We start from the raw sequence: 26,382 nt of genomic DNA, 5'->3' as shown, positions 1-26,382 counted from the left end.
TATGAAAATTGAACCTTACCTTATCATAAAAGAACTGGCATTTGAACGTCTTGCCGGTAGTAAAAATGAGAAGAAAGCTGCTGCTATTATCAGCAATTATATCGAGTCTTTAGGATTAAAAGTCCAACCTGATGAGTTCGAGATTAAGACCTTCGACACAGGAACAGGAGCAATCAAAGCAGGAAAGAAGAGTTTTGAGGTTATCCCTTATGGATTGAATACCGATTGCAATGTTAAAGCAGAACTATTATTTCTGGAAAATCCTGAGATATTGAAATATAACAAAGGTAAGTACAAAGGCAAAATTGTTCTGACCTACGGGTACAGCAGAAATATTCAGGAATATATACAGGAGCAGAAATTAGCCGCCTTTATAGCTATTGGTCCACCATTTCGTTTAGCTCCAAGCAGATCACATCGTCAAAAGACTTATACTGATGGTATCATTCATTCAGCAACCATCTCTCACGAAGATGGAATTAAATTGTCAAAATTTTCCGGACAAGAGGTTCTGTTGGAGATCAAGCAGAAAGTGACCACCAGAAAAGCCAGAAATCTAATCGTTGACATTAAAGGTTCTGAACCTGATGATAATCTCACTTATCTGGTAGCTCATTACGATAGTGTAGCACGCTCTCCCGGTGCCTCTGATAATGCCGGCGGCACAGTTTCATTGATCAAGATCGCTGAATATTTCGTTAAAAAGCAACCTAAACGTAATTTGAGATTGATCTTCTTTTCCGGTGAAGAACTTGGTCTGTTAGGTAGTCAGCATTATGTGGCAAAAAATGAAGAAGAGGTTATGAAAAAAGGTTCTTTGGTCATTAATGTTGATGTTTCAGGAGACCCGATGGGTTCCAATAGAGTAGTCGTGACCGGATCAAAAGAACTATTAGGTTATTCGGAAGGGATTTTAAAGGAAGTAAATCACTGTATAGGTCATTCTTTAGATATCTATAGCAGTGATCAGATGCCCTTTACCCGTTTTGAACTACCCGGTTTAAGTATTGCCCGTTTTGCCGGTAAAGGTTCTTTCAATATACATACTCCCGAAGATAATCATAAAAATATCTCTGCTGCAGGTTTGAAAACACCGATAGATGCTGCTATCCTTTTACTCAGCAGAATTCTTAATGCTTATATTTATCCGGTGAACAGAGAGATCGATTCTTCTCTCAGAGAAAAGATAGAAAAGTACTTCTGGAACCTGACCTATGAAGAACCAACCTTGAAATGGACACCGAAATACAAGCAGTAAAGATTCCGGCTTACAAATAGCGGTTCTATGTATTATAGTGGATTATTACTTCAAACTACAATATGCTTGACAAATAATCAGTTAAAAATTGTGTAGCATAAATACTCAAGGAGTGTGTTCATAATGACTAAGGCAGAATTAGTTAAAATGATCTCTGAGGAGACCGGCATACTGAGAAAGGATACAGCTATTGTTGTAGATTCTTTTTTAGAAGCAGTTAAAGAGAGTCTTAAAAACGGAAATCATATAGAATTAAGAGGTTTCGGAACTTTTAATCTGAAAGTCAGAAAGCCGAGGAACGGAAGAAATCCCAAGACTGGGGTCAATGTCCCTGTTCCGGAAAGAGTAGTTCCAACCTTTAAATATACAAGAGCAGTAAAGGAAGAGATCTTTAATCTCGATCCTAAGAAAATAAAAAAATAACAAGGAGAGTTGATGCCCTGCGGACGTAAAAGAAAGAGACATAAAATATCAAAGCACAAAAGAAAGAAAAGACTAAGAAAAAACCGTCATAAGAAGAAGCTGAGATAAAAGATCGAGTTTAATACTCATCTCTGATTTCAAGGCGATTTCTAATCATAGTCTGAGATACTAATAGATCCGGTTCTGATATTGCTGGTAACATTTTGTCAGATAGCAAGATCAGAACCGTACTTTTTGATTAAGCTGAACTCACAATTATAACTTTCGTGAAACCATGATCATACGTCTGATTCTTATCATATCGCTGTTACTGGCTTTCTTCATGCCTATTTCAGCTTTAACACTCAATCCGAGAGTTAAAACCGTCTTGAATATTTCACAACACTACGGCATTGATTATGGTTATGAAGAGTATGAAGTAGAAACAGGGTTCCGAATCGGCTTAACTGGTGGTGTAGCTTTTGATTTTCCCGTGACAGATGTTTTCTCTATCAGTCAGGAATTTATCTATGTAACCAAAGGATCTAAACAGAAGATCAAGATCGCTGATGATCAGATCAAATTAGATGTTTCTTATCAAACTGATTATTTAGAATTCCCGACCATTTTTCTTCTCCACTATTACCGCAGAAATAGTTTTGCTCTCTTTTATCAATCCGGCTTCAGTATGTCCTATCTTATCTATGGCAGGTATAAACTGGAAGGCAACATAATGGCTGGTGATGATCCTTATGAACTAAATATTGATAAAAGAATGACCAATATCGATCAATTCGATTTTGGCATCATAACGGGCGGTGGTGTTGAATTTTCACTTATCAATAAGCATTTCTCTCTCGACTATCGCATCAACTTTGGTATTCCCTTCATTGAATTGCCCACTACTGAAGATATATTCGAAGAGGATCCGGAAGGGAGCAGAGTAAAACTGAGAAACCAATCCTATTCTATCTCCTTAGGACTCTTTTTCTAAATCTTATTTAATTCCAGACACTGAAGTGTCTGGCTATCATATTTCATACCCCTGCGGGGCATTTATTTACTGCTGGATACAACAAACAATGTCACCCTGAGTGATTCTTGGAATGGCTTCTTGTTAACTCTACCCAAGAATTGTATCGAACCGAGGAACTTGCTTCTTCGTGGCTGCTTCCGAGTTCGGCGAAGTCAACAAAAGGCGACAAAACCATACTAATTTCCGAAATCTCTCTCCTTCGATACTTTCTACCGTTAAGAATAGCAAGTAGCTAGCGGTAGAACACTCAGGATGACAATGGTATGAAATATATCTAGGGCATGATCATAACTATTCTATGCTACCACTGGAGCATCATGATCTTTTCTCCGTGTCCTCTGTGCCCTCCGTGGTGAAACTATTTTACTTCTTGTTAAGCTTCCAATGGACTTGCTATCCCTTCCTCCGGTTTTTACTACCTTCTACTTAATACTTATTCTTTACCCCCCTGCGACTCCTCTCTCCCTTGCCTCTTCGCTCCCTCTCCCACTCGCTCCCTCACTCACTCGATATCTCAAGTATTATTTTATTGACTAAATCATACAGCATAAAAAACTCTGATAAATGACCCTAAGAGGACATAGTATGAAAAAAGTAACATGGTTATTAGTCGCTATTCTCTTCTCATCATTGAGTCTGCACTCTGTATGGACAGATATCAGAAACAGTTCTTTTACTGCCGAAGAAGAGATCTTTATCCAATATGAGAGTTCTTTAACCGGAAACTCAGAGCACCGGATTTTCTATTATCTTGACGATGAATGGCATTTCAACAGCGCCAATAATCTCAACAATAACACTTATCAAGGCACTATACCTTTCAATAATAATGCCTCCCTTCCCTTAAGTTTCCGCATAGATATTGAAGAAGAAACTTATCTCATTCCCGGTTTCAGTTCTCAACAACCGCTTACTTTACAGGAAATGACTACACTCTCCGAATATCCCAGGAACAATGATATTCCTGATCATCTCAATATAGCCGGTGAAAAGATGCTCTTCTCGGATGACCAGCTCTTTTTCGCTTTTACTAATTTCGGTGGTGGTTTTCCGGTCAGTGGTGGTACATATGGACCATTTTACACTTATGCCATTACAATTTGGCCACAAGTTACAGGAGCACCAGACTATGTATATATTCTTCTTTATACGATCAATTTAGCACCATACATAAACTCCGGGCTATATAAAATCGATGTTGCTACGGAAGATATGACTCAGATCGGCTCTGTTTCCACTCAAACAGTTCCTGATATCAATACACTCTTTATCTCCTGTCTGATTGACGATCTGATCAATGATCCCGATTTTGCCGCTGCCTTTGCCATCAATGAAGTTCTGATCATTGGTTCTTTGACTCAGCAGATTGAGGATTTTGGTGCAACCATAACCATTATGGATGAGGGAAAAGACCACCATGTGTATCTCCAGAAGCTAGTGCTGGAACCGTTTGTCAATAATCTACCTCAAATAAATAATGTATTGATAGAGGAAGACCAAGGTAGTTTTCTGATCACTTTAGACTATTATGACCCGGACCGTCACTTTCCCTTGATCAGTGAAGTGCAGTTAGACTCAGGTAATACCTTTTATTTTATACCTCATTCCTTTGATTATACCGACACAGTCATCTTTAGTTCACTTTTCACCGACTTCTGGAGTACAGGTACTATCATCTTTAGTGACAATGGGTTTGATCTTGTTGAAGTGCCTATTTCCAATGTCAGTAGTGTTGATGCTGAATTACCACTTCCCCACGCCATGAAGATCTATCCCAATCCCTTTGCCCCTTCGGTTCATCAAGAAAAGAACCTGTTTCTGCAAGTAGGTGATAGTAAATCCGCCGATATCAAGATCTACAACCTCAAAGGACAGCAACTCTTTTCCCAGAGAGATTGTCCGGTGATTGACGGTAGTATCATCCTGCCTTATCATGTGTTCGAAAACTCCCTGACATCGAGTGGCATCTATTTCATCAAACTCGATGTTAAGAATGAGCAGTTAGAATCTAAAGAGATCATCATAGATAAATTTTTATACCTCCGTTAATGAGATATTATGAAAGATTAACCGGCAGGTAAATTTTTTAATGATCCACTTCATTATTTATCTCTACACTCTGCTAACCGGAATCGGACTCCTATTAGCATTACCCTTTCTCTTGATCTTTCTGCCATTTAGAGAACTAAAACAGCGGTTAGGTTTCGTTAAATCCGAACATAGTGGGTTCATCTGGTTTCATTGTGCCTCGGTTGGTGAGGTCAATGCTCTTAAACCTTTATTGATCGAATTCAAAAAGAGTCATCCAACTGAGAAGATCCTCTTAACAACAATGACTACAAATGGGTTGAATACTGCTAAAATTATCTCTGAGATTGATATAGTTAACCTGATCCCTCTCGATTTTCTGCCTCTGATCAATAACTTTTTACGTAAACTTCAACCAAAGATGATAATCCTTATCGAGACAGAATTATGGCCTTCTCTCCTCTATCTGGCAAAATTAAGATCCATTCCGGTTTCTATCGTTAACGGCAGAATTTCCGACTATTCCTATAAAAAGTATCGCTTATTATCTTTCTTGTTCCGTGGTATTAACAAGAGCATTGCTTTTGTCGGTACTCAATCAGATCTGGATAGACAGAGATTTACCGCTCTCGGCTTCCGCAATGTCATCAACACCCACAATCTCAAGTTTTGCCTGCAACTCCCTGAATACAACCCTCAAGAGATAAGAGATCAATGGCATCTTAAGGAAGAAGACTTTGTGCTTGTCTGGGGTAGTTCCAGACCGGGAGAAGAGGAACTATTGCTCTCTATCTTACCGGAATTAAAAAAAAATATCCCCTCTCTGAAAATAATCATTGCTCCCCGCCATCTTAAAAGGTTACAGCAGGTTACCTCCATCCTCAATAAAACATCCTATGCCCTGCTATCCCAGATAACCTCCGACTATGATATCCTGCTCATAGATGAGATGAACATTCTCACCAAAGCTTATGCTATAGCTGATCTCGCTATCGTAGGTGGTAGTTTCTGTGACTTCGGCGGGCATAATCCCTTGGAACCGGCTTATTATTCCAAACCAACCATTATCGGCAATTTCCACAGCTCATGTAAACATATTGTTAAAACACTAATGGAAAACAGTGCTATTCTTATCTCTTCAAGGGATAAGCTACTAAATGATATCCTGCAACTCTATGATCAGAAAGAGTTACGTATAACTCTCGGGAAAAATGCCCGTAAAACAATTGATGAAAACGCTGATAGTGTCCAAGAGAACTTACACCACCTCAATTCGATCTTAAACAAACCTTAACTCAGTTTTTAAATTTATAACCACGGAGACACAGAGTACACTGAGAAAAGAAAAACTTATAACAATCTTAAGGAAGAAATAGCTAACATTAATAAATTGATGAACAGAGTTGATACCTCTTTTAGTAAAAAAACATCATTTAATAGTAATGACGATAGGTGATCGTTCCCACATTTCATCTGAAATCACTCTTTTTTCTTCGCTATGTGTGTGTCTCAGTCCATTTTTTTATTCGTGTCTATCTGTGGTATCATTAGTGTCTTTCTTTAGATCATCACCTGCTGATCCTTCCGCCAGAGCGTCAAATAATTCCTCTGTGTCATTTTCTTTACTCTGTGTTCTCTGTGCCTCCGTGGTTATATCTCTTTTTTGTTTTCCGTTAAAAAACCTGATATTCCCCCCTTTGGCATCTCTCCCTCACTCCATCTCTCAGTCGCTCTCTCTCCCATCTTGCCTTTGACCAAGGTCTAACAAGACAACGGGTTTATTTCAACAGAATCATCTTCTTTGTAGAAGTATAATCTCCGCTCTTCATACTATAAAAGTACATTCCGCTTCCTGCTCTCGAGCCGCTCTCTGTCTTTCCGTCCCAGAGCACATTATGAACACCCTGTTCATAATAACCCTCTGTCAGAACTCGTACCATCTGACCTCTGACATTATAAACCGTTATCCTGACCTGAGCCGGTTTTACCAGAAAGAATTCAATATTAGTCTCCGGATTGAAAGGGTTCGGATAATTCTCTTTAAGAACCGTCGCAGAAGAAACAATTTCTTGCTCACAAGAACTTACGGAAGGTGTAGCCCGTACTACATTGGACGGTCCGGACTCTCCGTCATCATATACTGCTGTTACATAGTAGCTGTAGGTTACATCGTTAACAACATCCGTATCAATGTATTCCGTTATATCTAACAATTCCGGGTTGATCTGTAGTTCGTCACGATAGACATTGTACCCCAAAACAGTTCGCAGACTGTCGGGAGGTTCATTCCAGAAAAGACTCACTATCTCATCCCCGGCAATTGCAGAGAGAGAGGCAGGGGGAATGAACTCGAAATGAAAAGTCTGCCAGCTCAGATAAGGGTAGCCATTGTTATGGAACATATAGATGTCTTCCACCCAGGTGTTCTCGAAATCCCAGTTAATATATGTATTCTCCGCATAAGGATAGGTCATCTCTTCTGTTGTTCTGCCCCAAGATCCAGTGGGGAAACCACTAGTTTCAGAATCATAGTAACATAATAAAAAAGAACTATAATAACTAACTCCGTAGAAGGCGTGAACATAATCACCTGTACCTTGGATTAGACCTGTACTGTAACATCTGCTAAAACTGACAAAGGCTAAGTACCCGGATAATCCACCGACATAATTAGTTCCTGTTACTTCAGCTTTAGTGTAACAATTGGATACATAAGAATGACGACTTGTGCCAAACAGTCCACCAACATCCAAATCTCCTGTAACTATTCCTTTAGTATATGAACCCGAAAACAATCCAAGACTGTAGCCCACAAGACCACCAACGCTGATGTTACCTTCTATATAACCTTCCACATAACAATCTATAATATCCATATCATGAGCTTGACCGGCAATACCGCCAACATGTTCATCACCAAAAACCGTAATATTGGTTAGACCTAAGTTTCTTATTGTGGAGCTATATGTGTAACCAATACTAACACTGGCAAAAAGACCAACCCCCCATCCGTCGGGTCGGTTGATATAGAGACCGTCAATCTTATGCCCCTGTCCGTCATAATGTCCTTTAAAACTATAAGGTGCATCGCGTTCATTTCTTGGTATGATTCCCTTATTATTTAACGGCATTGGAAAGTCATAGTTCTCACCGATAGGATCCCATCCCTGACCGTCAAACCAGTTCACTGTTTCCGAGGCATCAATATCCGCTGTTTGGATAAAATATAGATTATCTGTATAGTTTTCATCTTGGAACAGAGCTAACCAATAAAGGTTTTCCAAAGAGGCAATCTGATATGGGTCGGTCTCTGTTCCGTCTCCAATTGGTGGAACAGCGGTCTGGGAAAAAACATTGGTGATTAAAAACAGCAGGATAGTTACAATATAATATCTATACATATTCTCCTCCTTATTATCGGATTACCACCACACTTTAACTATACAGGTAACCCCTTTTTGTCAATACTTAATCTTGTGACCATTATTTTAAAATGAGCATCTTTCTCACTTGTGAATGATTACCAGCTTCAAGCTTGTAGAAATAAATCCCCGATGCAACATTTCTACCATTTTTTGTATTTGGACTCCAAACAACCTGACTACCTTATATCAATAAATAAGAAAGAATTGTATCGAAGGGTATAGAAAACCAAAACCGTATCAGAAGAGGTCTTCCTTCGATACATTTCGCTGTAAAGAAAAGCATGAAGTAAACAGCAAAATACTCAGGATGACAGAGTTGTTGTAAGTCGAATAGAGTACCAAGAATCAAGCGGTATAACAATCAGGATGACAAATCTTTATCTAATACTGTTAATGCCTCTTACTTCCTACTTTCTTACGCATGTTAATTTCATGCTCACAATTCTTCTTTTCAACTTTTTTTATTCGTGTCTATCTGTGGTATCATTAGTGTCTTTCTTTAGATCATCACCAGCTGTTCCTTCCGCTGGAGCGTCAAAAAATTCCTTTTTGTCCTCTTTTTTTACTCTGTGTGCTCTGTGTCTCCGTGGTTATATTTCTTTTTTGTTTTCCTTTGAAAAAACCTGCTATTCCTCCCTCCGGCATCGCTCCCTCTCCCCCACTCGCTCCCTCGCATTTCTCACTTTTCCCTTGACTTATACTATCGAGTCATGAGATGCTTTCTTGTAGGAGTTTGTTATGACTGAAGCCAAATATTATTCGAAGTTACAGAACAAGAAGGTCAAATGCCTTCTCTGCCCTCATCATTGCCTGATTTCTCCGGAAGGAACAGGTATCTGCCGTGTCCGTAAAAATGTTGATGGTATCCTTTATACCCTTAACTATGGTGAAACCGTTACTATTAGTCTTGACCCTATGGAGAAGAAACCACTTTATCATTATTATCCCGGCAAAGATATTCTCTCTATTGGCAGCAACTCCTGTAACTTACGATGTGATTTCTGTCAGAATTACGCCATAAGCCAGATGAACAGCAGCACTGTCCATTTGAGCCCGCAAGACCTTCACAAATTATGTATCAAGCATAATGTTCCATTCGTCGCCTTTACCTACACCGAACCGATGACTTGGTTCGAATATGTTCTCGATGCTTCCCGGCTCCTGCAGCAGAATAACATTAAATCCGTACTGGTAACTAACGGTTATATCAATCCGGAACCCTTGACTGAATTGCTCCCTTTCATTGATGCCATGAATATTGATCTGAAAGGGATGTCGGACGATTTCTACCGCTCTCTCTGTGCCGGTACCTTACAACCCGTTTTGGATACGATCAAGACATCCTTTAAAAGTTGTCATATCGAGATCACTAACTTGCTTATCCCCGGTGAGAATGATAGCAAAGAGATGATTCAGGATCTGATAAATTTTGTTTCAGATATAAGTCCCGAAATTCCGCTCCATTTCTCAAGATATTTCCCTCATTTTAAGCGACATACGCAACCAACACCGGGTAAATCTTTGGAAACTGCTTATCAATTAGCAAAAGAGAAATTGCATCATGTTTATCTGGGGAATGTTTATACAGACAAGGAAGGAAACACCTATTGTGCGAATTGTCAAGCTCTCCTGATCGAGAGAAGGAATTATAATATTGTCATCCATAACCTGCAGGGCGATAGCTGCAAAATTTGCTCCACCCCACTCTATGGGAAATTCTCCTAATGATCCGTTCGATTTTCCAGATAATCACCATCCCCGACAAGATCCTCATTGCCTTATTACTCATTCTCTCCATTTCTTCTGTCTTTTATCTAAGAGGATCAATTAATAATGCCCAGCTTGAGATCTATGTCGATAACGAACTAATAGGTTCTTACAACTTGCAACAGGATCAGATCATACCAATCAAAGATGGTATCACGGCAGAGATCTCAGATGGACGGGTTCGTATGTTAGAATCTGTCTGTAAAAACCAGATCTGTGTTAAACAGGGTCATAGTAAAACTATCCCTGTCATCTGTGCACCGGAAAGGATAGCCCTGATCATCAAACACAAGAAAAAACCGGATATAATGATAACAAGATAATTCAGGAAGGATAAAAAATGAAACAGAAAAAACAAAGCAGAAAAAAAGTAGTAACTAAAAGAGGTTCCGCTTCTTTAGATTTTAAAAAGATCATTATCTATATCTTTGCACTCGCTGTGATCATTGCCATCTATCTCTATCTGGCGAATGTCGGCAGAATGCAGGACACAAGCACTGACAGAACGAGATTGGATTCTTTTATCGAACGACCTGACCGAGAACCGGTATTTCGCAAAGATAGTGAACTGAGTTTTCTTAAACTTGACGGCACTCTCATTACTACTATCGAAATTGAGATCGCTAATACTACTGCTTCTCGAATGCAAGGGTTAATGTTTCGCCAATCAATGGCGATGAATAGAGGGATGCTCTTTATCTTTGAATTTTCACACAATATCGAAATGTGGATGAGAAATACCTATATCCCACTCGACATGATCTTTGTCAGAGAAGATAAGACCATCGCTCACATCGAAACTAATACAGTCCCCTTTCTTGAAGAAACTATCTACTGTCCGGTACCGGTCAAATATGTTATCGAGGTCAATGCCGGTTTCACTGAAAGATATGGTATTGAACCTGGTCAAATGATCGATTGGTATTAGCAGTTTTTATCTATTCACTGCTCTCGGGATAGAGCATCTTGTAGGTTAAGCCCATTCTCGGCTTAGCCATCCAGTCCTTTACCGTCTCACGCCATTCCAGATAATGCTCTGTCTTTTTATGAGCAATGACCGCCTCTTCGCTTTTAAAAACTTCAATTAAGAGAAATCTGGTCGGATCATCTTCACCCTGTAAAACATCGAATCTGACATTGCCCGGCTCTTCCACCGAATTGTAATGATTCTTTGCCGTTGCTCTGATAAAATCTTCCAAATACTCGCTCAGCACATAAATTGTGACAACATTAACTATCATATCCTATTCTCCAACAACTTATAGTTAACTATCTAACTAACTTCTTATTAACCTGTTACATATCTGTTATATAAGCAGTAATTTTTTCATGTTTTTTCTTAATATAAGTTGTCACCCTGAGTGATTCTTGGAATGGCTTCTTGCTACCTCTACCCAAGAATTGTATCGCAGGGCGACAATTCAATACTAATCTCTGAATATTGCATCCTTCGATACAACTGGCTATGCCAATCACTCAGGATGACATTGGTAGGTATTATATCGAGTGGTATGATGATTTCTTGCTTTTTTCTTAGAATACACCGTGAAGGGGTGATATATTATAGCCTGAGTTTTTAACCTCAGGTATGGTTCGGAGATCCATTGGGTGGCGGGTGGTTCAGTTCCTTTCAATACCAGACACTAAAGAGTCTGGCTATTTTACTACATACCCCTTCGGGGTATGATTCCCTCACTTCAACCTTTAGGGACTCTACGAGTCGGCTTTAGCCGACTCGTGTACTCCCCATTGATACATTACTGATAAATTTTCGCTAAATGAACTAGTTTTACTAATAATTCTGATAGAGATTATCTTAATTCACGTTAAGAGGAAAGATTTTTATTGACTGGAGATTTATCGTCCGAAAAGTGAAATAAATTAATAGAATTGGTCATAATAGATGCAAATAGGAATTCATATAAGTCATGAAGCTGCCAAAAAGATCGGTGGTATCGGTTCAGTTCTTAGCGGAATATGTAATACCGAATCATATCAGCAGTTTTTTTCCAGAACGATATTCTACGGACCTCTCTTCGATGATCAGAGCAGTTTACATCCGGAAAGGTTAGGCAAAGAGGCAAATGTCCTCTTTTCTTCATTAGACGGGATAAACGAAAAATATCCACAGTTACATGATATCTGTTATCATGCTAATATTGATATCGTGTATGGCACAAAAAAGATCTTTGATGAAATACACCCAACACAGAGCACAGAAGTTGAGGTGATTTTGGTTGGTGTTAAAAGATTGAAGATCGAAAAACTCAATAGCTTCAAGTTTCAGTTATGGGAAAAATTTCAGTTTCAATCCGACTTATACAACGATTGGGATTGTGAGCAGTATGTCAGATTAGCTGTCCCTTTTGTTGATATAATCCAAGCGTTAGCTGCACCGCAAGACGAGATAGTAGCTTTCTCTCATGAATATATGGGTGTCCCCTGTTGCTTGAAACTATTATTATCAGAAGATATAAATAAGAGAACCTATTTCTATGCTCATGAGGTCTCAACTGCTCGTGCTTTGGTAGAAAAGCTCCCCGGACACGATATCACTTTTTACAATTTGATGAAAAGGGATCTGGAAAATAGTTTGCCGATGGAAGATAGATACGGTTCTCAGAAAAATAACTACCGGAATGAACTGATCAAACTGGCGACAAATTTTGACAGTATCTTAGCAGTAGGAGACTGGATAGAAAAAGAGTATGCTTATCTACAGCCGATAGTCGATCGTGAAAAGATCCATATAGTTTATAATGGAGTTCCTACCAATAATTTGTCATTTGATGATAAGATAAGTTCCCGTAAAAGGTTGATCGAATACTGTAACAATCTCTACAATTTCACACCCGACATAATATTTACCCATGTAACCCGCTTAGTGATCAGCAAAGGTTTATGGCGTGACATCCGCTTTCTGGAAGAGATGGATAAGTATTTTGCAGAGAATAACATGAAGGGATTTTATATCCTTCTATCCAGTTTGATCTCTACAGGTAGAGACCCTGCAGAAATAGAGCGGATGGAAAGTGAATACGGCTGGCCTGTTTTGCATCAAGAGGGATATCCTGATCTGATCGATTACGAACGTGATGTTTACAGCTCTATCAAGATCTTCAATGCTAAATCAAGAGCAATTAAAGGTGTATTTATTAATCAATATGGATTTTCTCCCGAAACAACGGGAAAAAGAATACCGGCAGGAACAAGCTTTAGTGATTTACGGTACGGTTCTGATGTTGAACTTGGCTTTTCTATCTATGAACCTTTTGGCATAGCACAGATAGAGACGGTTCCTTTTGGTGGAATTGCAGTTCTCAGTAGGCAATGCGGTTGTTCCTTCCTGTTGGACGTTGCTTTCCGAGACGCAGCCATAAAACCTTATTACTATATCGATTTCTCAGAGATCGATATCCAAGATGAAAATAAAATACTCAATCTCTCTTACTCTCAAAGAACAGAACTGGAACACCAGTTATTCGAGAAACACAGTAAACGTATCTTCGATCTTCTTCCTAAAGATGATCAAGTGCGAGAAGAACTTTTAAAACAAGCACATAGCACAACAGAAAGTTTGAGCTGGGAAAGCAACATTGCTCAATTCTTCAGTTCACTTTCCGGCAATAATTAAGATAAAAGAGTGATTAACTAATAAATGAAAAATAGTTTATAGAATGGAGTGAAGATGATCAAAAATAAGGCAATATTTGTTATAGCTGCATTAATACTGTTGTTTTTTACTAACTATATATATGCTCAGCAAGCAGAATTACAAGTCAAGATTGAACCACCGGCATTAATAGCCGGCAGCTCGGGTGAAATTCTGGTGACTTATGTATTCCCTCAAGGAATGCATCAGATCCTGCAAGAGGATTATTTCTTCTTTGAAGTTGAAGACCAGGTAGGGTTTTCATTTGGTGATCTTGTCTATCCGGAAGGTAAAATCGAAGACGACGGTTTTATCCACCTTTATGGTCAGGCAACTTTAACGAGAACGATAACAGTCTCCCCCGCTACAGTACCCGGGTTTTATGAAATCGATATCTTGGCAGGTTATCAACTTTGCTATGATTCCGGTGCCTGTATCATGCCGGAAGAGGTTGATATAACAGCCGGACTGGAAGTTTTGCCCAGAATTGAAGAATCTGAGATAGAAACAGCTCTGCCTCCAGTAGAGTCATCAGATAGTGAACCAATCCTCTTATATCTCTTTTTTGCCCTTATTGGAGGTATAATACTCAATCTTACGCCGTGTGTACTGCCGGTACTTTCTTTACGTGCGTTTACTTTGATCCGCGATAGTCAAGATGACAAAAAAAAGATCACCATCAGCTCTCTTGTTTATTCAGCAGGAATTCTCTTCTGTTTCCTGTTGTTAGCGATTATAGTGATTGCGCTTAAAGCATCTGGAGAGTTGGTCGGTTGGGGTTTCCAGTTTCAGAATCCCACTTTTGTACTGGTCCTCACAGCCATAATTTTTGCCTTTTCACTGGCACTTTTTGACGTTTTTGTGATTACTGCACCCGATAGCAAGGTTGCTAATAAAATGATTAGTAAAAGGGGATTAGCCGGATCTTTCTTCATGGGTGTTTTTGCCGTGTTACTCGGTACACCCTGTACTGCACCAATTTTGGGAGCTGCTTTGGCATTTGCCTTTGCTCAACCACCACTGCTAATTATCGCCATGTTCAGTCTCATCGGTTTAGGAATGGCACTCCCCTTTATCCTGATTGCTTTCAAACCTGCTTATGTCAAAAAACTACCGAAGCCAGGTGAATGGATGAACATACTGAAAGAAATAATGGGATTTCTCCTGCTCTTTTGGGCTATCAAAATGCTGCAAGTGCTTTACTATCAGCTCGGTGGTGATGCATTGATCTCTATCATTTACTTCCTGTTAGGATTAGGTTTTGCCTTCTGGATCATTGGTCGTTTCATTCGACCGGAAGTTAAACCTGTTACAAAGATCATAGCTCTGATCATTGCCATTCTGATCGTCATCTTTGTTGGAAACCTTACCCTCCGTTTCGATGATCAGAATCTAAGAACTGATGATCAATCTGAAGTTATATCGGGCAGATGGCAGTCATTCTCTCCGGAAAGGATCCATGAACTTAGAGAAGAGGGAGTTCCAATTTTTATAGATTTTACAGCTAAATGGTGTACAACTTGCTATACAAATGAATTAACCGTACTCTATACATCAGATATACAAGAGGCATTTGAACGAAAAGGTGTGGAGCTTTTCATTGCTGATTTCACTCGCTATGATGAGACAATTGCGCAATGGATACAGAGTTACGGAAGAGTAGGTGTGCCGGTATATGTCTTCTATCTGCCGGGTGAAGAAGAACCTATTCTATTACCTGAAATAATAACCAAGAGAATGGTCTTTGATGTCTTAGACAGAATTGAACCATAAGTTATATATTGGAATAGATTTTGCTTAATAATATATAGTGAGGTAAGATGAAAATAAATAGAAGATCAACACTATTATTATCGATTGTTATACTAATGATCGCACTTCTGATCATAGCGTGCGATCGATTTGATAACAGTTTTCAACCAGCTGAAGAAGATATTAGCTATACAGAACATTTAAACCTGTTCAGCAGCACCCTATTCGAGTCACTATCAGAAAATAATATTTCAGCGGTTATGAATTTCTATAGTGAGGATTATCTGAATGATGGGTTAACTAAGAGTGACGTCGAGATCTATTTTACACAATTAGCAGAGATCGTAACCGAGGATCTTAGTATCACTATTGAAGATCATGATCAAGCAGCTCTCTCTTTTCGCTATAGGATAGAAGACAGTTCAGCGAGCATAGATACTTTGATAGTCGAATATACACTCGACAAGAATGCAGGTTACCTATTAATCGGTAATCAACAAACTCCGGAAGAACCTGAAGAAATGCGGGTATTAGTTGAACTCTTCACGGCTACTTGGTGTCCTAATTGCCCTTATGTAGAAGCAGCTTTACATGATCTGAAGCAACTATACGGTAATAGATTCTATTATATAGAGTACCATATTATGGATGCATTGGATATCGGTAATATGGATATCCTCAATTATTATCAATTATCTACTGCTCTGCCAAAGAGCATCATTCAGGGAAGTATGGAGATTCCTACCGGTTCTCCGAATAGTTATGACGAGTATAATTTCGCTATCTCTTCATTCCTTAATCAGTATGCAGAGTTCTTTTTTGAGGATTTTAACTATGCTATTTCTGATGGGAACCTATCATTTCAGGTTCGAATAGCTACTGAGAGTTTAGATTTAACAGATCTGCAGCTAAAATATGCTTTGATTGAAAAAGAGACCGATGTAAACAATGCAGCCGGACAACCCTGTCGCAATGTTGTGTTTTACAAAGACGCAGTTTCTTTGACGCCCGACATGTTTAATGTGTTGGTAACAGAGGATTTTATTTTACCGGAGTTTTCTTTTACCGAACCGAGATTAGTTGTCTGGTTACAGACCATTGAAGACGTTTATGATAGTGAAACATGCATTGTACATAATGTCATTGAATATGAAATAGTTTTACCCTGAAAATAAGGAGGAATAATGAAATATAGAATAGTAATTTTAATAGGTATCTTAATGTTGTTCGGAGTTTTGAACAGTGAGCCGATAAGAAATTTTACTTTACCGGACGTGAACAATCAAAACGTAAACATAGCAGATCATATCGGCAAAGGGCTCATCGTCATCGACTTCTGGGCAAGCTGGTGTGCACCATGCATGCAACTCTTACCTGAGATCGAGAAGATCCATCGGGAATATGAAGATGTAAAGGTGATAACAATTAACATAGACAGACCCCGTGACGTAAATAAGGCAAAAAGTCTTCTCCGCTCTCAGAAATATACATTTACTACACTCTTTGACACTAATCAGGATGTTATGAAGCAGTTTAATGTATCATCTATCCCCCATACTTTTCTCATTAGTTTGGATGGTGAGATCGTCTATGAACATATCGGATACACCAGGGGTGACGAAGCAAAACTGACCTCAGAGATTGAAGAGTTGTTATCATTGATCACAAAACAGGAAGTAGAGGAAAAAGCTGTTATAGAGCAGGAGTGTATTGAAGAAAAATGAAAATAATCATATCATTATCTGCCTTATGGCTTATCCTCTTTTTTTCAGTTGGGATCTGTTATGCTCAATTCCAGATCTCGGGACTCAATGAAGCCCAATATATCTACAAATCTGCTCAAGATTCTCTCTCCAGCTATTTTTATAATGAAACCCTTGTCAGATTAAATTATCAAAATATCGAAGCCGGGATATCATTTATTGCAGAATTACCTAAATATGATCAATTCCAGCCAATCCAAGATCTCCGACCTTCTGATATTGATTATCGCTGGGATGAAAGATATATACAATTAAATTTAACAGATCTGCGTTTAAGAGCCGGTTCCTTTTCCGAATTCTTTGGTAACGGGATCCTTTTACGTTCATATCGTGACAAGACTTTTGATCACGATACGAGATTAACCGGTATTAACATGCAAATGAGTCATAATTCCTACCAATTCAAGGGTCTATATGGTTCCTTGCCAAATGAGTTCTCTCCCAATAATAACGATCTTATCGCCGGATTGGATCTGACTGCTCCAATTAACGGCACAACTCAGTTAGGGTTGAGTTTGACCTCACAACAGCTAAGGAGGACTGATAACAGATATAGCACAAGAATAGCTGCCGGTGGTAGAATAGAGGTTATAACTGATTTTTTTGACTTCAATTCCGAATATGGAGAATCGAAATCATACAGAACATTCGGTCGGGTGAGAAGAGGACAGGCATTTTACGGTTTTGCTAATACCTATATTGGTCCTTTCACTATCTCAGGTGGTTATAAAAATTACGACCGATTTGATGATAGAATGAATGACCTCCCAACACTCAATGCCAGTGAAGAACCTCTCTCCGAAAGATTTAATCCCGGATACGATGAAGAGGGATTATTGGGACAAATCAGATACAATCCCTCAATTACCTCACAGTTGGGAGTTACTTACTCAGAAGCATGGAACAGTGATTTCTCTATCAGGCAGAGTGACTTGTTGCTGGAAGGAAGGAAATTTTTCCCAACTTTCACACTGGGACTGGAATATGCTCAATTAGAAACAATTGATAAGGAATGGGAACTTTGGTTAAAGGAGATAACTCCGGCAATAATGTTTGACTTTAACTTGATGAATCTCCCCACACATCTCCGCACAGAATTCGGTTATAAGGAAAAAGTGCAAGGAGAGAGCACTTCTGAGATCTATAATCCCTTATTACAGTTTGATCTGTTCTTTAATAAGTTCTCGCTATCTCTCATCTCGGAATTAGAGTTCTATGATCTCAATGAATTGGAGAAAAATCGAACTTGGCTTGGCATGGAACTATCAACCGGACTTTTTTCTCATACAGATATGAAACTCTTTATCGGTGAAGAAAAGGGTGGTAAGGTTTGTCGTAGTGGTGTCTGTTACTATACTTCACCGTTCAAAGGTCTGAGATTAGACCTGACTACGAGATTTTAGATGTTCTCTGTTTAATTATAAAACAATGTTCCTTAAATTAAGGAGGTAGATTTGAAAAAATACATACTAATGATTACATTACTCATTACCATACAACTAATAACTGCTGATATTGACTATTACCCTCAACTCATAGTAGCTGAATTATTAACTGCCAGCTGGAGTGGAGACGCGGATGAGGCATATACAGGTATCCAGGAAATAATGAATAATTATCACTATGGTGAAGTGATCCCGGTTCGTTACTATACTGAACAAAATAGTGGGCAGTATTCTTCACCGTCCGTTGAAAATCTTATAGATGATTACTCACCATCGGTATTCCCATCGTTAATAGTAAATGGCACTTCCAGAGTCTCAGGTACCAATGTCCCTGTGAATACTGGATTACCTTATCATGCACTAATCGAAAAGGATTATTACAATACCGTACCGATCAAAGTAGAAATTCTTGATTTCAATAATACTACTGGCTATGTCGAAGTTTTAATAACCATGCTTTCCGGTTCAGAAAGTTTACAAAATGCAACTGCAAGATTCATTCTCATCGAAGATGATGTCGATATCAACGTTACTAATCTTGCCCGTCTGGTCGAGCAGCAAACTTTCTCTCTTACCGGACAAAACAATACTGTATCGTTAAATACTACGCTGACCATCAATCCTTCCTGGGATGAAAATAATCTCAGAGCTCTGGTATATGTCAGTGACTCTACAGGGCAGATCATCCAGGCAGCATCAACGTATGCAACTCCTACAAAGTTCATCCGCGCTGCAGTTCCCAATCAGAGAATAGATATTGGTCCTTCTGCCGGCCTTTTCGAAGTGGATTATTTTGCTTTATTCAACTGGGGTGAGGATATAGATCTGACTATATCTGTTCAAATTGACAACGCCCCGCCATCGTGGTTTCTTACCTATTGTGATGATGATGGTTTATGTTACTTTGGGCCACTTGATTTTTCATTACAAAGCGGAGAAGAAGATAAGTTTCACGCAAATATTATTCCTGATAGTATTGGAATGATGGATTATCATTTTCTTGTGCAAAGTGATGATTTTGCTGAGGATTATCTAATACCTTTTAGATTTATTACAAATGATGTTGATTATTTGATAATAGATGGTGATGGTTGGTCTGATTATGAAACTTATACTGCTGCAGTATTAGAAGATATTGATCATTCTTATGGTATCTGGGATACCGGGTTTGCAGATTTGAATAACATGATAACGCAGAACTTTAATCACATACTCTGGATAACAGGAGAAAGAGAACCGGCTCTCACTGAACAAGAAATTGGGTTTCTTAGTAATTATCTTGATAATGGTAATAATCTCTTTATAACCGGTCAGAATATCGGCAAAGATTTAGTACTCAACCCTCTCTATAGTAATTTAGTGTTTTACAATGATCATCTGAATGCTCTTTTGATATCGGAAAGCACTGACATTAGGCAAATAAACGGTGTCGCCGGTGATTATATCTCGGATGGACTTTCTTTTAGTATAGAGGGAGGAGACGGAGCAGATAATCAACAAAACCCTGAAGTCATAAATGCTTATCAGCAAAATGGTACAGAAACATTCTATTATGAAGATAATAGTGTTGCCGGAATACGCTCAGCATCAACCGCAAATAACAGCAAAATAGTCTATCTGGCTTTTGGCTACGAAGCAATTGATAATCATGATGATCGACGAGACCTGCTATCAAATGTCTTGAATTGGTTCGAAGTGACCAGCACAGATGATTTGATTAACCCATCAGATCTGCCGAATATACAATTATTCCCCAGTTATCCCAACCCTTTTAATTTAAATCAGACAGGTGAATTAGATAAAGGACAACGGTTTGTGACTATACCCTTTACTAATGACGGAGAAAAACTTAGTGATGATGTATCCATTATTATCTACAATATAAGAGGTCAAAGAATTAAAACCTTGACAGATATTAAACCTATGGATAAAAATGATTATTATGTAACTTGGGATGGAAAAGATGAAACAAACAAACAGGTTGTTTCAGGCATATATTTTTATTCACTATCTTTCGGGTACGAAACACAGATTCGTAAAATGTTGCTTATTAAATAACAAAAAACAAAAGGAGATTCGATGAAGAAGCTTTTCTTATTTATGGGGTTTCTTCTCCTAACAACAAACTTCTTGCTGGCATCGCAAATGTTCGTTGTGGGAGAAGTCTTCACTCAGACGTGGTGCCCCTATTGCCCAGCAGCGCGGTCGGCGTTGCATCAGATGTACAATCAACCAGAGACTTTCCCTTATTTTATCCCCCTAATTTGGCAAGGGGATGGACCTCATCCTAGCCCAAATTACTCAGGAAGAGGAAATTTATATGGAGTGTCCGGTATTCCACATGGACAATGGGGTGGTACTATAGCAGTTGTGGGCGGCGGAACAGGAACTTACGGCGCTTATGTTAATGCTCACAACCAAATTGTTAATACCAATAGTCCAATCGACCTAAATCTTGAAATATCACTAAACAATCAGAATCAGCTGGTTTTAAACGTTGATGCCGTTATGACCGGTAATATTTCAACAACCAACAATAACATTATCTTCATACTAACTTATGATCTGACCAGCGTAATGGATCCCGATTACTTTGCCTCAGTTAAAAGATACTATCAGACTAGTTTTCCTCTCACATCTACAGGGCAAACGGGAAATTATAGCCATGCCTTTGATATTGATCCGACATGGGATCTATTCAAAGTTACAGGTGTAGTAATAGTACAAAATCTTGTTAATGGTAATGCCGTAATCCATCAAGCAGCTAAAGCAGATTTTTCACAGCTTACATCCATGTTCTCCAGTAATGTGCAGCAAGGACCACCTGAGCTGCATGTACAATTCTATGACTTTTCATTCCCTGCTCAAGATATCGAATCATGGGCTTGGGATCTAAATGGTGATGGAACTATAGACAGTACAGAGCAAAATCCGTTTTTCGTTTATACGGAAGTCGGTACTTATGATGTAACCTTACAGATCTTTGACGGGACAGATACAGTCGAGTTAACAATGGAGAATTATATAACGGTTACCTCTCCGGACAATGTTTCTGGTAACGTTAGCGGGATATGGAATCCAGATCATGGTGTTTACTATATAAACGATGATATAACAATATCTGATGAATCATATCTGATCTTACAACCGGGTGTCGAAGTAAGGTCTTCGAACAGTGCTATAATTATTGAAGGGAGTGGCTATATATATGCCAATGCTGAAGATGATGACCCGATAACTTTGACTTCTGACACTAATTGGAAGGGAATACGTATAGATAGTACTATCGCTGAAAATACATTTAATAACTGTATGATATCTAAAGCAAATCAGACTGCGATGATCATTAACAACGCCCGGGTTAATATCATAGGAAACACTTTTTATGAAAACTCCGGTGCTGCTGATCCCGGAGCTGTCAAGATAACCAATTCTGAGAACATCGTTATGAGAAACAACACTTTTGCCAATAATCATAGTACTAACGGTATTGGAGCAGTAGATATCTATACTTCTAATTTTGAAGTAAAAAACAATCTCTTCGTTAATAACACAGGATTCTTTGGCTCTTCATTTGGGATCAGATCCGGTTCAGCGATTATCTTCAATAACAATACAATAGCTAATAACGAATATCTCTCAAGCAATGGATTCCATGTCTTTAATCACAACTCATTCCTACAGATAAGAAATTCTATCGTCAGAGGTGAAGGATCGATCATTTCTGCTTTTACCGGATCCAGCACCTTAGTAGAGTACAGTAATATAACCGGTGGTTATTCCGGAGTTGATAATATTGATACTGATCCACTCTTTGAAAACTCCACAGAGGGATCGGGAATTGAGTATAATGGTTTAGAGGCGATCTGGTATTTATCAGATGAATCACCATGTATAGATGCCGGTAACCCAGCAGCAACTTATAATGATCCCGAGGATCCTTATAATCCGGGTTACGCTCAATACCCAGCTAAAGGAACTATTCGAAACGATATGGGTGCTTACGGTGGATCAGGTACTTCTTACTGGGTCAGTGTTGACGACAACTTAATTGTTCAACCATCAGTAATGAATAGGATTATTGCCTATCCTAACCCCTTCAATCCGACAGTAAATATCTCACTGAGTCAAATTGAATTTTCACTTGACAGACCTATAAACTTAAGAATTTATAATATCAGAGGTCAGTTAGTGAAAACGATGCTTGAAAATGAGTTAACAAACCGAACAGAATTCGTTTGGAACGGCTTAGATGAAGAAAACAGAGCTGTTCCATCAGGGATTTACTTCATTCGTTTCGCATCTGACAATCTACAGGTGAACCATAAAGTATTATTACTGAAATAAACCACACACACCCCTCAAATAGAAAGAGCGATAACCATCCCCTCGGTTATCGCTCTTTTCTTATATAAATTACTTATCTAACCTTACTCTTCTCCAACATAAGGATTGAAACTCTTCTCTTCTCCTATGGTGGTTGCGTCTCCATGCCCGGGTAACACTAACGTATCCTCCGGAAGTATAAATAGCTTTTTCTGAATAGAAGCTGCTAATTCTGCAAAGCTGCCACCGGGAAGATCAGTTCTTCCTACATTCTCAGCAAACAAGGTATCTCCGCTAAACAAATAGTTACCAGTTAACAGTGCCGCCCCACCTTTAGTATGACCCGGAGTATGGATAACTTTGATCTCTTCTTTCCCTAAAAAGAGAGACATACCATCTTCCAGAACTATATCTGCAGATGGTGAAACAGTGTTTTGCTCATAAAAGAGACTCAAATTAAGATCTGCCTTGTAGAGCATCATCTCATCAGCTTTATGAACACCTATTTTAGCATCAGGAAATCTTTCTTTGAAATAACGATTACCTCCTATATGATCACCATGCCCATGAGTGTTGACTATGTATTTTAGAATAAGTTTGTTATCTTTAATGAAACTAATCACTTTCTCTCCTGGTGCACCGGGATCTATCAGCATTGCTTCACAACTCTCTTCATCCCAGAGAAGATAGCTATTTGTCTCAAAATCCTTTAACAGAATGAATTTTTCATACTTCATTATAAACCTCATTATTTATCTGCTTTGATTATTAGTTCTCGAACCCTGCTCTTTGGTAACTTCTCTACCTCTATCTGACTATGATAATTGTTATCAGTACCAAAAGCAACTATATCTCTATCAGCAGCTTTATTAGTATAGCTCAAGACAATCTCTGCTGCTAATTTGATCTCATCGTCTGATAACATTCTTTTACTGTTAACAAGACCTATTGGCCCTAAACAATTCGCTGCCCGTAATACTAACTCATCTTCGACAAATCCGAAGATCTCTTCCAGCTCTTCCCTATTTCTTCCTATGATCAACTTAACTTCACTATTAATGCGAAAATGCCTGCCGAAACGGAGAAATTGAATGAATCTCTTTTCCAGCATATTATAATTCATTAGATCTTTTAAGCGGTTAGAATAACCCTTATCAGTAAGCAAACAACCTCCACCCGGAGTACTATATTCATGTAAACCAAACTCTTCAGCCATTTCAATTTGTCTATGACGTCCTCTTCCTTGGATATCAAGCATATCTGCTTTATTGATCCATCCCTCTCTGATCGGTTTAGTATCGGGCAATAGTTTTTGGGATAGAGGTCTGATGATCAGATCACCGTAACCGCTATACTTCTTAACGGCATTCATGGCATCCATTCTCTGAGACATCGGTCTCTGTCCAAGCACTTCTCCTGAGATCAGGAAATCTACACCTTCCTGCTCCATTAGTTTACCCGCTTCTCTGAACATTAACGAATGACAATCAATGCAGGGATTGAGATTCTTACCAAATCCATAGCGTGGATTCTTAATTATCTCTAACAACTTTTCTCCGATATCAATGACTCTCAATCCCAGCCCTGCAGAACTAGCTATCTTTTCTGCTTTATCGGCAGAGAAAAAATAACTCTCAAAGAAGAGTGGAATAATTTCATAACCTAATTTCTTCATCCAAAGTACGCTTAATAGACTATCCAACCCTCCGGAAAATAGAGCATAAGCTCTTTTTAATTTTATCTTCATTCTATCACTCTTTGTCTTTTACTTGATATTTTCGAACAACATGTTCACTCTTGGCACTCTCTCCTAAATATTTAAGATCCTGCATTCGTAAAGAGAAAGGTGTATGACCTTCATTTAGACTGTATTCAGTACGATAAACATAGATTTCTCTCAGATCATTTAGATCGCAAACAGGGGGTAACATGTTCCCCGAATAAGAATTAAATCTACCCTGTTGCTTTACAATATTCAAATATGGTATAGATTGCTCTGTTAGAAGTACAGCTACACCATCATAAGCTATGAGTAACACATATTCAGCATCGACAGCATTTTGTTTTAATATATTATCTAACCTTCCGGTTTGCCTTGTACTTATTGTACTGTCTATATTGCCCGTAATTATATATCCTTTACTCGAACAGGAGATCAAAAAAAATATTAATGGTACTAAAGTTATCATTTTCGCCATCGTAAAATCCCTATCCCTTCCCAAACCGGATCAGAAAAGTCAATATCAACCGGCATAGCAATTTGATTATCATCCCAGAGAAGCTCAGGTATTCTGCTCCATTCTAAGAGTTGTGCAACCTCATTCAGATTATTAAACTGTGTGCGGAAAATTATCGCCCTGTCAAAAAACTGAACATAGGCAAGGGATTTTATCCACATTCCTGCCGGCATATCAGGACTGCGAAAATGCCAGTCATCATCATTAATTATCAGAACTCCGTTTTTGAGATATGTATCGAAGTCAAGTTGATGAGAGACACCATCTCTGCCTACTAACAGAAATTCTTCTCCCTGTATGGGATATACGAAAGTTATCAAATCCCTGAAATAAATACCCTGTACCCTCTTAAACGGTTCCGGGTCTTCAATTACTTCTAATCTTGTTAACAGGTCTTCGGCAAAGAAGATATAATTAGGCAATATTGATTGGTGATGTCCTTCTGTTTCAATCGTTCTGATCCCGTCAATCCAATACATATCACGCATTCCGGGTACTACCAGACGGATATTGTCTTCATCTAATATTTCATCATTTCTCCGAAGAGCTATCAGAGCTTTACTATCTAGCAAATCCTGTCTGGTTAGTCTAACCTGATAATTATCATAAGAGATGATCTTTATCTGATCGTATTCTAAAACTTCTAATGATTGTAGTATCTGATCTAAATAGACTCCTTGCCAATTATCAGTTCTAATTCGCTCGCCACGTTCTCGTTTAGTTTCCAAATCAACCAGTTCTAATTGCCTTAAATCCTCAATCTCTAAGGTAAACTGTCTGGAACTGTCTATTATCATAATCGACAAAGCCAATGACCACATATAAAGCAAAATAGCAACTAATATGATCACTTTAAATCTATTCATTCTACCTCCAATTCAAAAGTGTATTCTTTTTTCTAACAGCAGGGAAAATTATTTCTTTAAATTATAGTGTCAACCGTTTTCCAAACATTTAACCACATCCTCTATTAATTTATTTAGCAACAATTTAATATCATCCTTAGTATTCTGACCTATACTTCTTGCTTTGTCACGGGTAGAATGTATCGAACCGTGGAAGATACTTCTTCATGACTGCTTTCATGCTCGCCGAAATAAACAATGGATAGTCTACACAGAACCAGTTTCCTGTTTAACTCACCCTTCGATAATATTCCCGGAAGAGTTAACAAGAAGCTTTTCAGGAATCACTCAGGGTGACACTTTTGGAGTATTCTTAACTATTGCTATCATGACCTACTTGCGTCTGTTTTGTGATCTCGACTTAAATTCCGTCTTTTTGTCATCTC

21 protein-coding genes are annotated in these 26,382 nt (G+C 38.6%); 15 read left to right on the top strand and 6 right to left on the bottom strand.

The features are described from left to right. Position 1 precedes the first annotated feature (1 nt). From K0B81_01065 to K0B81_01045, 5 genes are all read left to right on the top strand, one after another. Positions 2 to 1,258, top strand: coding sequence for a Zn-dependent exopeptidase M28 (locus K0B81_01065; protein ID MBW6515190.1), 1,257 nt, complete (start codon positions 2 to 4; stop codon positions 1,256 to 1,258). Positions 1,259 to 1,381: 123 nt separating this feature from the next. Further along, positions 1,382 to 1,681, top strand: coding sequence for an integration host factor subunit beta (locus K0B81_01060; protein ID MBW6515189.1), 300 nt, complete (start codon positions 1,382 to 1,384; stop codon positions 1,679 to 1,681). Between the two features lie 274 nt (positions 1,682 to 1,955). Then, on the top strand, positions 1,956 to 2,654 hold the full coding sequence (locus K0B81_01055) for a PorT family protein (protein ID MBW6515188.1): 699 nt from the start codon (positions 1,956 to 1,958) through the stop codon (positions 2,652 to 2,654). A 627-nt stretch (positions 2,655 to 3,281) separates the two neighbouring features. Next, positions 3,282 to 4,745: a T9SS type A sorting domain-containing protein gene (locus K0B81_01050; protein MBW6515187.1), complete on the top strand. Its 1,464-nt coding sequence runs from the start codon at positions 3,282 to 3,284 to the stop codon at positions 4,743 to 4,745. Between the two features lie 40 nt (positions 4,746 to 4,785). Next, positions 4,786 to 6,018: a 3-deoxy-D-manno-octulosonic acid transferase gene (locus K0B81_01045; GenBank protein MBW6515186.1), complete on the top strand. Its 1,233-nt coding sequence runs from the start codon at positions 4,786 to 4,788 to the stop codon at positions 6,016 to 6,018. A gap of 484 nt (positions 6,019 to 6,502) precedes the next feature. On the opposite strand, the gene K0B81_01040 is transcribed toward K0B81_01045, so the two are convergent. Then, entirely contained in the window at positions 6,503 to 8,125 is a 1,623-nt protein-coding gene (locus K0B81_01040; protein ID MBW6515185.1) for a T9SS type A sorting domain-containing protein, read from the bottom strand. Between the two features lie 762 nt (positions 8,126 to 8,887). On the opposite strand from K0B81_01040, the gene amrS reads away from it, so the two are divergent. Genes amrS through K0B81_01025 form a run of 3 tightly spaced genes read left to right on the top strand, consistent with a single transcriptional unit; the run spans position 8,888 to position 10,844 of the window. After that, complete coding sequence (amrS, locus tag K0B81_01035; GenBank protein ID MBW6515184.1) at positions 8,888 to 9,874, top strand: AmmeMemoRadiSam system radical SAM enzyme; 987 nt, start codon at positions 8,888 to 8,890, stop codon at positions 9,872 to 9,874. Then, positions 9,874 to 10,239 (top strand): NusG domain II-containing protein, encoded by a 366-nt coding sequence (locus K0B81_01030; protein MBW6515183.1) that lies wholly within the window; start codon positions 9,874 to 9,876, stop codon positions 10,237 to 10,239. The genes amrS and K0B81_01030 overlap by 1 nt, the downstream gene beginning before the upstream one ends. A 17-nt stretch (positions 10,240 to 10,256) precedes the next feature. Continuing rightward, entirely contained in the window at positions 10,257 to 10,844 is a 588-nt protein-coding gene (locus K0B81_01025) for a DUF192 domain-containing protein (protein ID MBW6515182.1), read from the top strand. Between the two features lie 10 nt (positions 10,845 to 10,854). Here the strand turns inward: K0B81_01025 and K0B81_01020 are convergent, their stop codons facing one another. Beyond that, a complete protein-coding gene (locus K0B81_01020; GenBank protein MBW6515181.1) occupies positions 10,855 to 11,157 on the bottom strand; it encodes an antibiotic biosynthesis monooxygenase in 303 nt (100 codons plus the stop codon). 662 nt (positions 11,158 to 11,819) lie between these two features. Here K0B81_01020 and K0B81_01015 point away from each other — a divergent pair. Genes K0B81_01015 through K0B81_00985 form a run of 7 tightly spaced genes read left to right on the top strand, consistent with a single transcriptional unit; the run spans position 11,820 to position 22,875 of the window. Then, positions 11,820 to 13,550: a hypothetical protein gene (locus tag K0B81_01015; protein MBW6515180.1), complete on the top strand. Its 1,731-nt coding sequence runs from the start codon at positions 11,820 to 11,822 to the stop codon at positions 13,548 to 13,550. Positions 13,551 to 13,604: 54 nt separating this feature from the next. Then, the gene (locus tag K0B81_01010) at positions 13,605 to 15,341 is read left to right on the top strand and encodes a thioredoxin family protein (protein MBW6515179.1); all 1,737 of its coding nucleotides are present in this window, start codon (positions 13,605 to 13,607) and stop codon (positions 15,339 to 15,341) included. Between the two features lie 47 nt (positions 15,342 to 15,388). Next, positions 15,389 to 16,489, top strand: a complete 1,101-nt coding sequence (locus K0B81_01005) for a hypothetical protein (protein ID MBW6515178.1) — start codon at positions 15,389 to 15,391, stop codon at positions 16,487 to 16,489. Between the two features lie 15 nt (positions 16,490 to 16,504). After that, positions 16,505 to 17,044 carry a TlpA family protein disulfide reductase gene (locus tag K0B81_01000; GenBank protein MBW6515177.1) on the top strand — a complete coding sequence of 180 codons (540 nt, stop codon included), beginning with the start codon at positions 16,505 to 16,507 and terminating at the stop codon, positions 17,042 to 17,044. Then, complete coding sequence (locus K0B81_00995; protein MBW6515176.1) at positions 17,041 to 18,486, top strand: hypothetical protein; 1,446 nt, start codon at positions 17,041 to 17,043, stop codon at positions 18,484 to 18,486. The genes K0B81_01000 and K0B81_00995 overlap by 4 nt, the downstream gene beginning before the upstream one ends. Positions 18,487 to 18,537: 51 nt before the next feature. Beyond that, positions 18,538 to 20,586, top strand: coding sequence for a hypothetical protein (locus K0B81_00990; protein MBW6515175.1), 2,049 nt, complete (start codon positions 18,538 to 18,540; stop codon positions 20,584 to 20,586). A gap of 21 nt (positions 20,587 to 20,607) precedes the next feature. After that, entirely contained in the window at positions 20,608 to 22,875 is a 2,268-nt protein-coding gene (locus K0B81_00985; GenBank protein MBW6515174.1) for a T9SS type A sorting domain-containing protein, read from the top strand. A gap of 83 nt (positions 22,876 to 22,958) precedes the next feature. Here the strand turns inward: K0B81_00985 and K0B81_00980 are convergent, their stop codons facing one another. From K0B81_00980 to K0B81_00965, 4 genes are read right to left on the bottom strand one after another with little or no spacing between them, the layout of a single operon-like run. Then, on the bottom strand, positions 22,959 to 23,594 hold the full coding sequence (locus tag K0B81_00980) for an MBL fold metallo-hydrolase (protein ID MBW6515173.1): 636 nt from the start codon (positions 23,592 to 23,594) through the stop codon (positions 22,959 to 22,961). 8 nt (positions 23,595 to 23,602) lie between these two features. Next, entirely contained in the window at positions 23,603 to 24,601 is a 999-nt protein-coding gene (locus tag K0B81_00975) for a hypothetical protein (GenBank protein ID MBW6515172.1), read from the bottom strand. A gap of 4 nt (positions 24,602 to 24,605) precedes the next feature. Next, positions 24,606 to 25,052 (bottom strand): hypothetical protein, encoded by a 447-nt coding sequence (locus K0B81_00970; protein ID MBW6515171.1) that lies wholly within the window; start codon positions 25,050 to 25,052, stop codon positions 24,606 to 24,608. Further along, positions 25,040 to 25,957: a molybdopterin-dependent oxidoreductase gene (locus K0B81_00965; GenBank protein ID MBW6515170.1), complete on the bottom strand. Its 918-nt coding sequence runs from the start codon at positions 25,955 to 25,957 to the stop codon at positions 25,040 to 25,042. Before K0B81_00965 ends, K0B81_00970 begins: the two co-directional genes overlap by 13 nt. Positions 25,958 to 26,382 lie beyond the last annotated feature (425 nt).

The sequence above is a fragment of the Candidatus Cloacimonadota bacterium genome (assembly GCA_019429305.1).
GTDB lineage: Bacteria > Cloacimonadota > Cloacimonadia > Cloacimonadales > JAJBBL01 > JAHYIR01.
The sequence above is the reverse complement of the archived record's forward strand: the minus strand, read 5'-3'. Positions and strand labels throughout refer to the sequence as shown.

Bases quoted from the DNA above. Each gene is read 5' to 3' on its own strand.
- K0B81_01065 (MBW6515190.1), top strand. From the start codon at position 2: ATGAAAATTGAACCTTACCTTATCATAAAAGAACTGGCATTTGAACGT.
- K0B81_01060 (MBW6515189.1), top strand. From the start codon at position 1,382: ATGACTAAGGCAGAATTAGTTAAAATGATCTCTGAGGAGACCGGCATA.
- K0B81_01055 (MBW6515188.1), top strand. From the start codon at position 1,956: ATGATCATACGTCTGATTCTTATCATATCGCTGTTACTGGCTTTCTTC.
- K0B81_01050 (MBW6515187.1), top strand. From the start codon at position 3,282: ATGAAAAAAGTAACATGGTTATTAGTCGCTATTCTCTTCTCATCATTG.
- K0B81_01045 (MBW6515186.1), top strand. From the start codon at position 4,786: ATGATCCACTTCATTATTTATCTCTACACTCTGCTAACCGGAATCGGA.
- K0B81_01040 (MBW6515185.1), bottom strand. From the start codon at position 8,125: ATGTATAGATATTATATTGTAACTATCCTGCTGTTTTTAATCACCAAT.
- amrS (MBW6515184.1), top strand. From the start codon at position 8,888: ATGACTGAAGCCAAATATTATTCGAAGTTACAGAACAAGAAGGTCAAA.
- K0B81_01030 (MBW6515183.1), top strand. From the start codon at position 9,874: ATGATCCGTTCGATTTTCCAGATAATCACCATCCCCGACAAGATCCTC.
- K0B81_01025 (MBW6515182.1), top strand. From the start codon at position 10,257: ATGAAACAGAAAAAACAAAGCAGAAAAAAAGTAGTAACTAAAAGAGGT.
- K0B81_01020 (MBW6515181.1), bottom strand. From the start codon at position 11,157: ATGATAGTTAATGTTGTCACAATTTATGTGCTGAGCGAGTATTTGGAA.
- K0B81_01015 (MBW6515180.1), top strand. From the start codon at position 11,820: ATGCAAATAGGAATTCATATAAGTCATGAAGCTGCCAAAAAGATCGGT.
- K0B81_01010 (MBW6515179.1), top strand. From the start codon at position 13,605: ATGATCAAAAATAAGGCAATATTTGTTATAGCTGCATTAATACTGTTG.
- K0B81_01005 (MBW6515178.1), top strand. From the start codon at position 15,389: ATGAAAATAAATAGAAGATCAACACTATTATTATCGATTGTTATACTA.
- K0B81_01000 (MBW6515177.1), top strand. From the start codon at position 16,505: ATGAAATATAGAATAGTAATTTTAATAGGTATCTTAATGTTGTTCGGA.
- K0B81_00995 (MBW6515176.1), top strand. From the start codon at position 17,041: ATGAAAATAATCATATCATTATCTGCCTTATGGCTTATCCTCTTTTTT.
- K0B81_00985 (MBW6515174.1), top strand. From the start codon at position 20,608: ATGAAGAAGCTTTTCTTATTTATGGGGTTTCTTCTCCTAACAACAAAC.
- K0B81_00975 (MBW6515172.1), bottom strand. From the start codon at position 24,601: ATGAAGATAAAATTAAAAAGAGCTTATGCTCTATTTTCCGGAGGGTTG.
- K0B81_00970 (MBW6515171.1), bottom strand. From the start codon at position 25,052: ATGGCGAAAATGATAACTTTAGTACCATTAATATTTTTTTTGATCTCC.
- K0B81_00965 (MBW6515170.1), bottom strand. From the start codon at position 25,957: ATGAATAGATTTAAAGTGATCATATTAGTTGCTATTTTGCTTTATATG.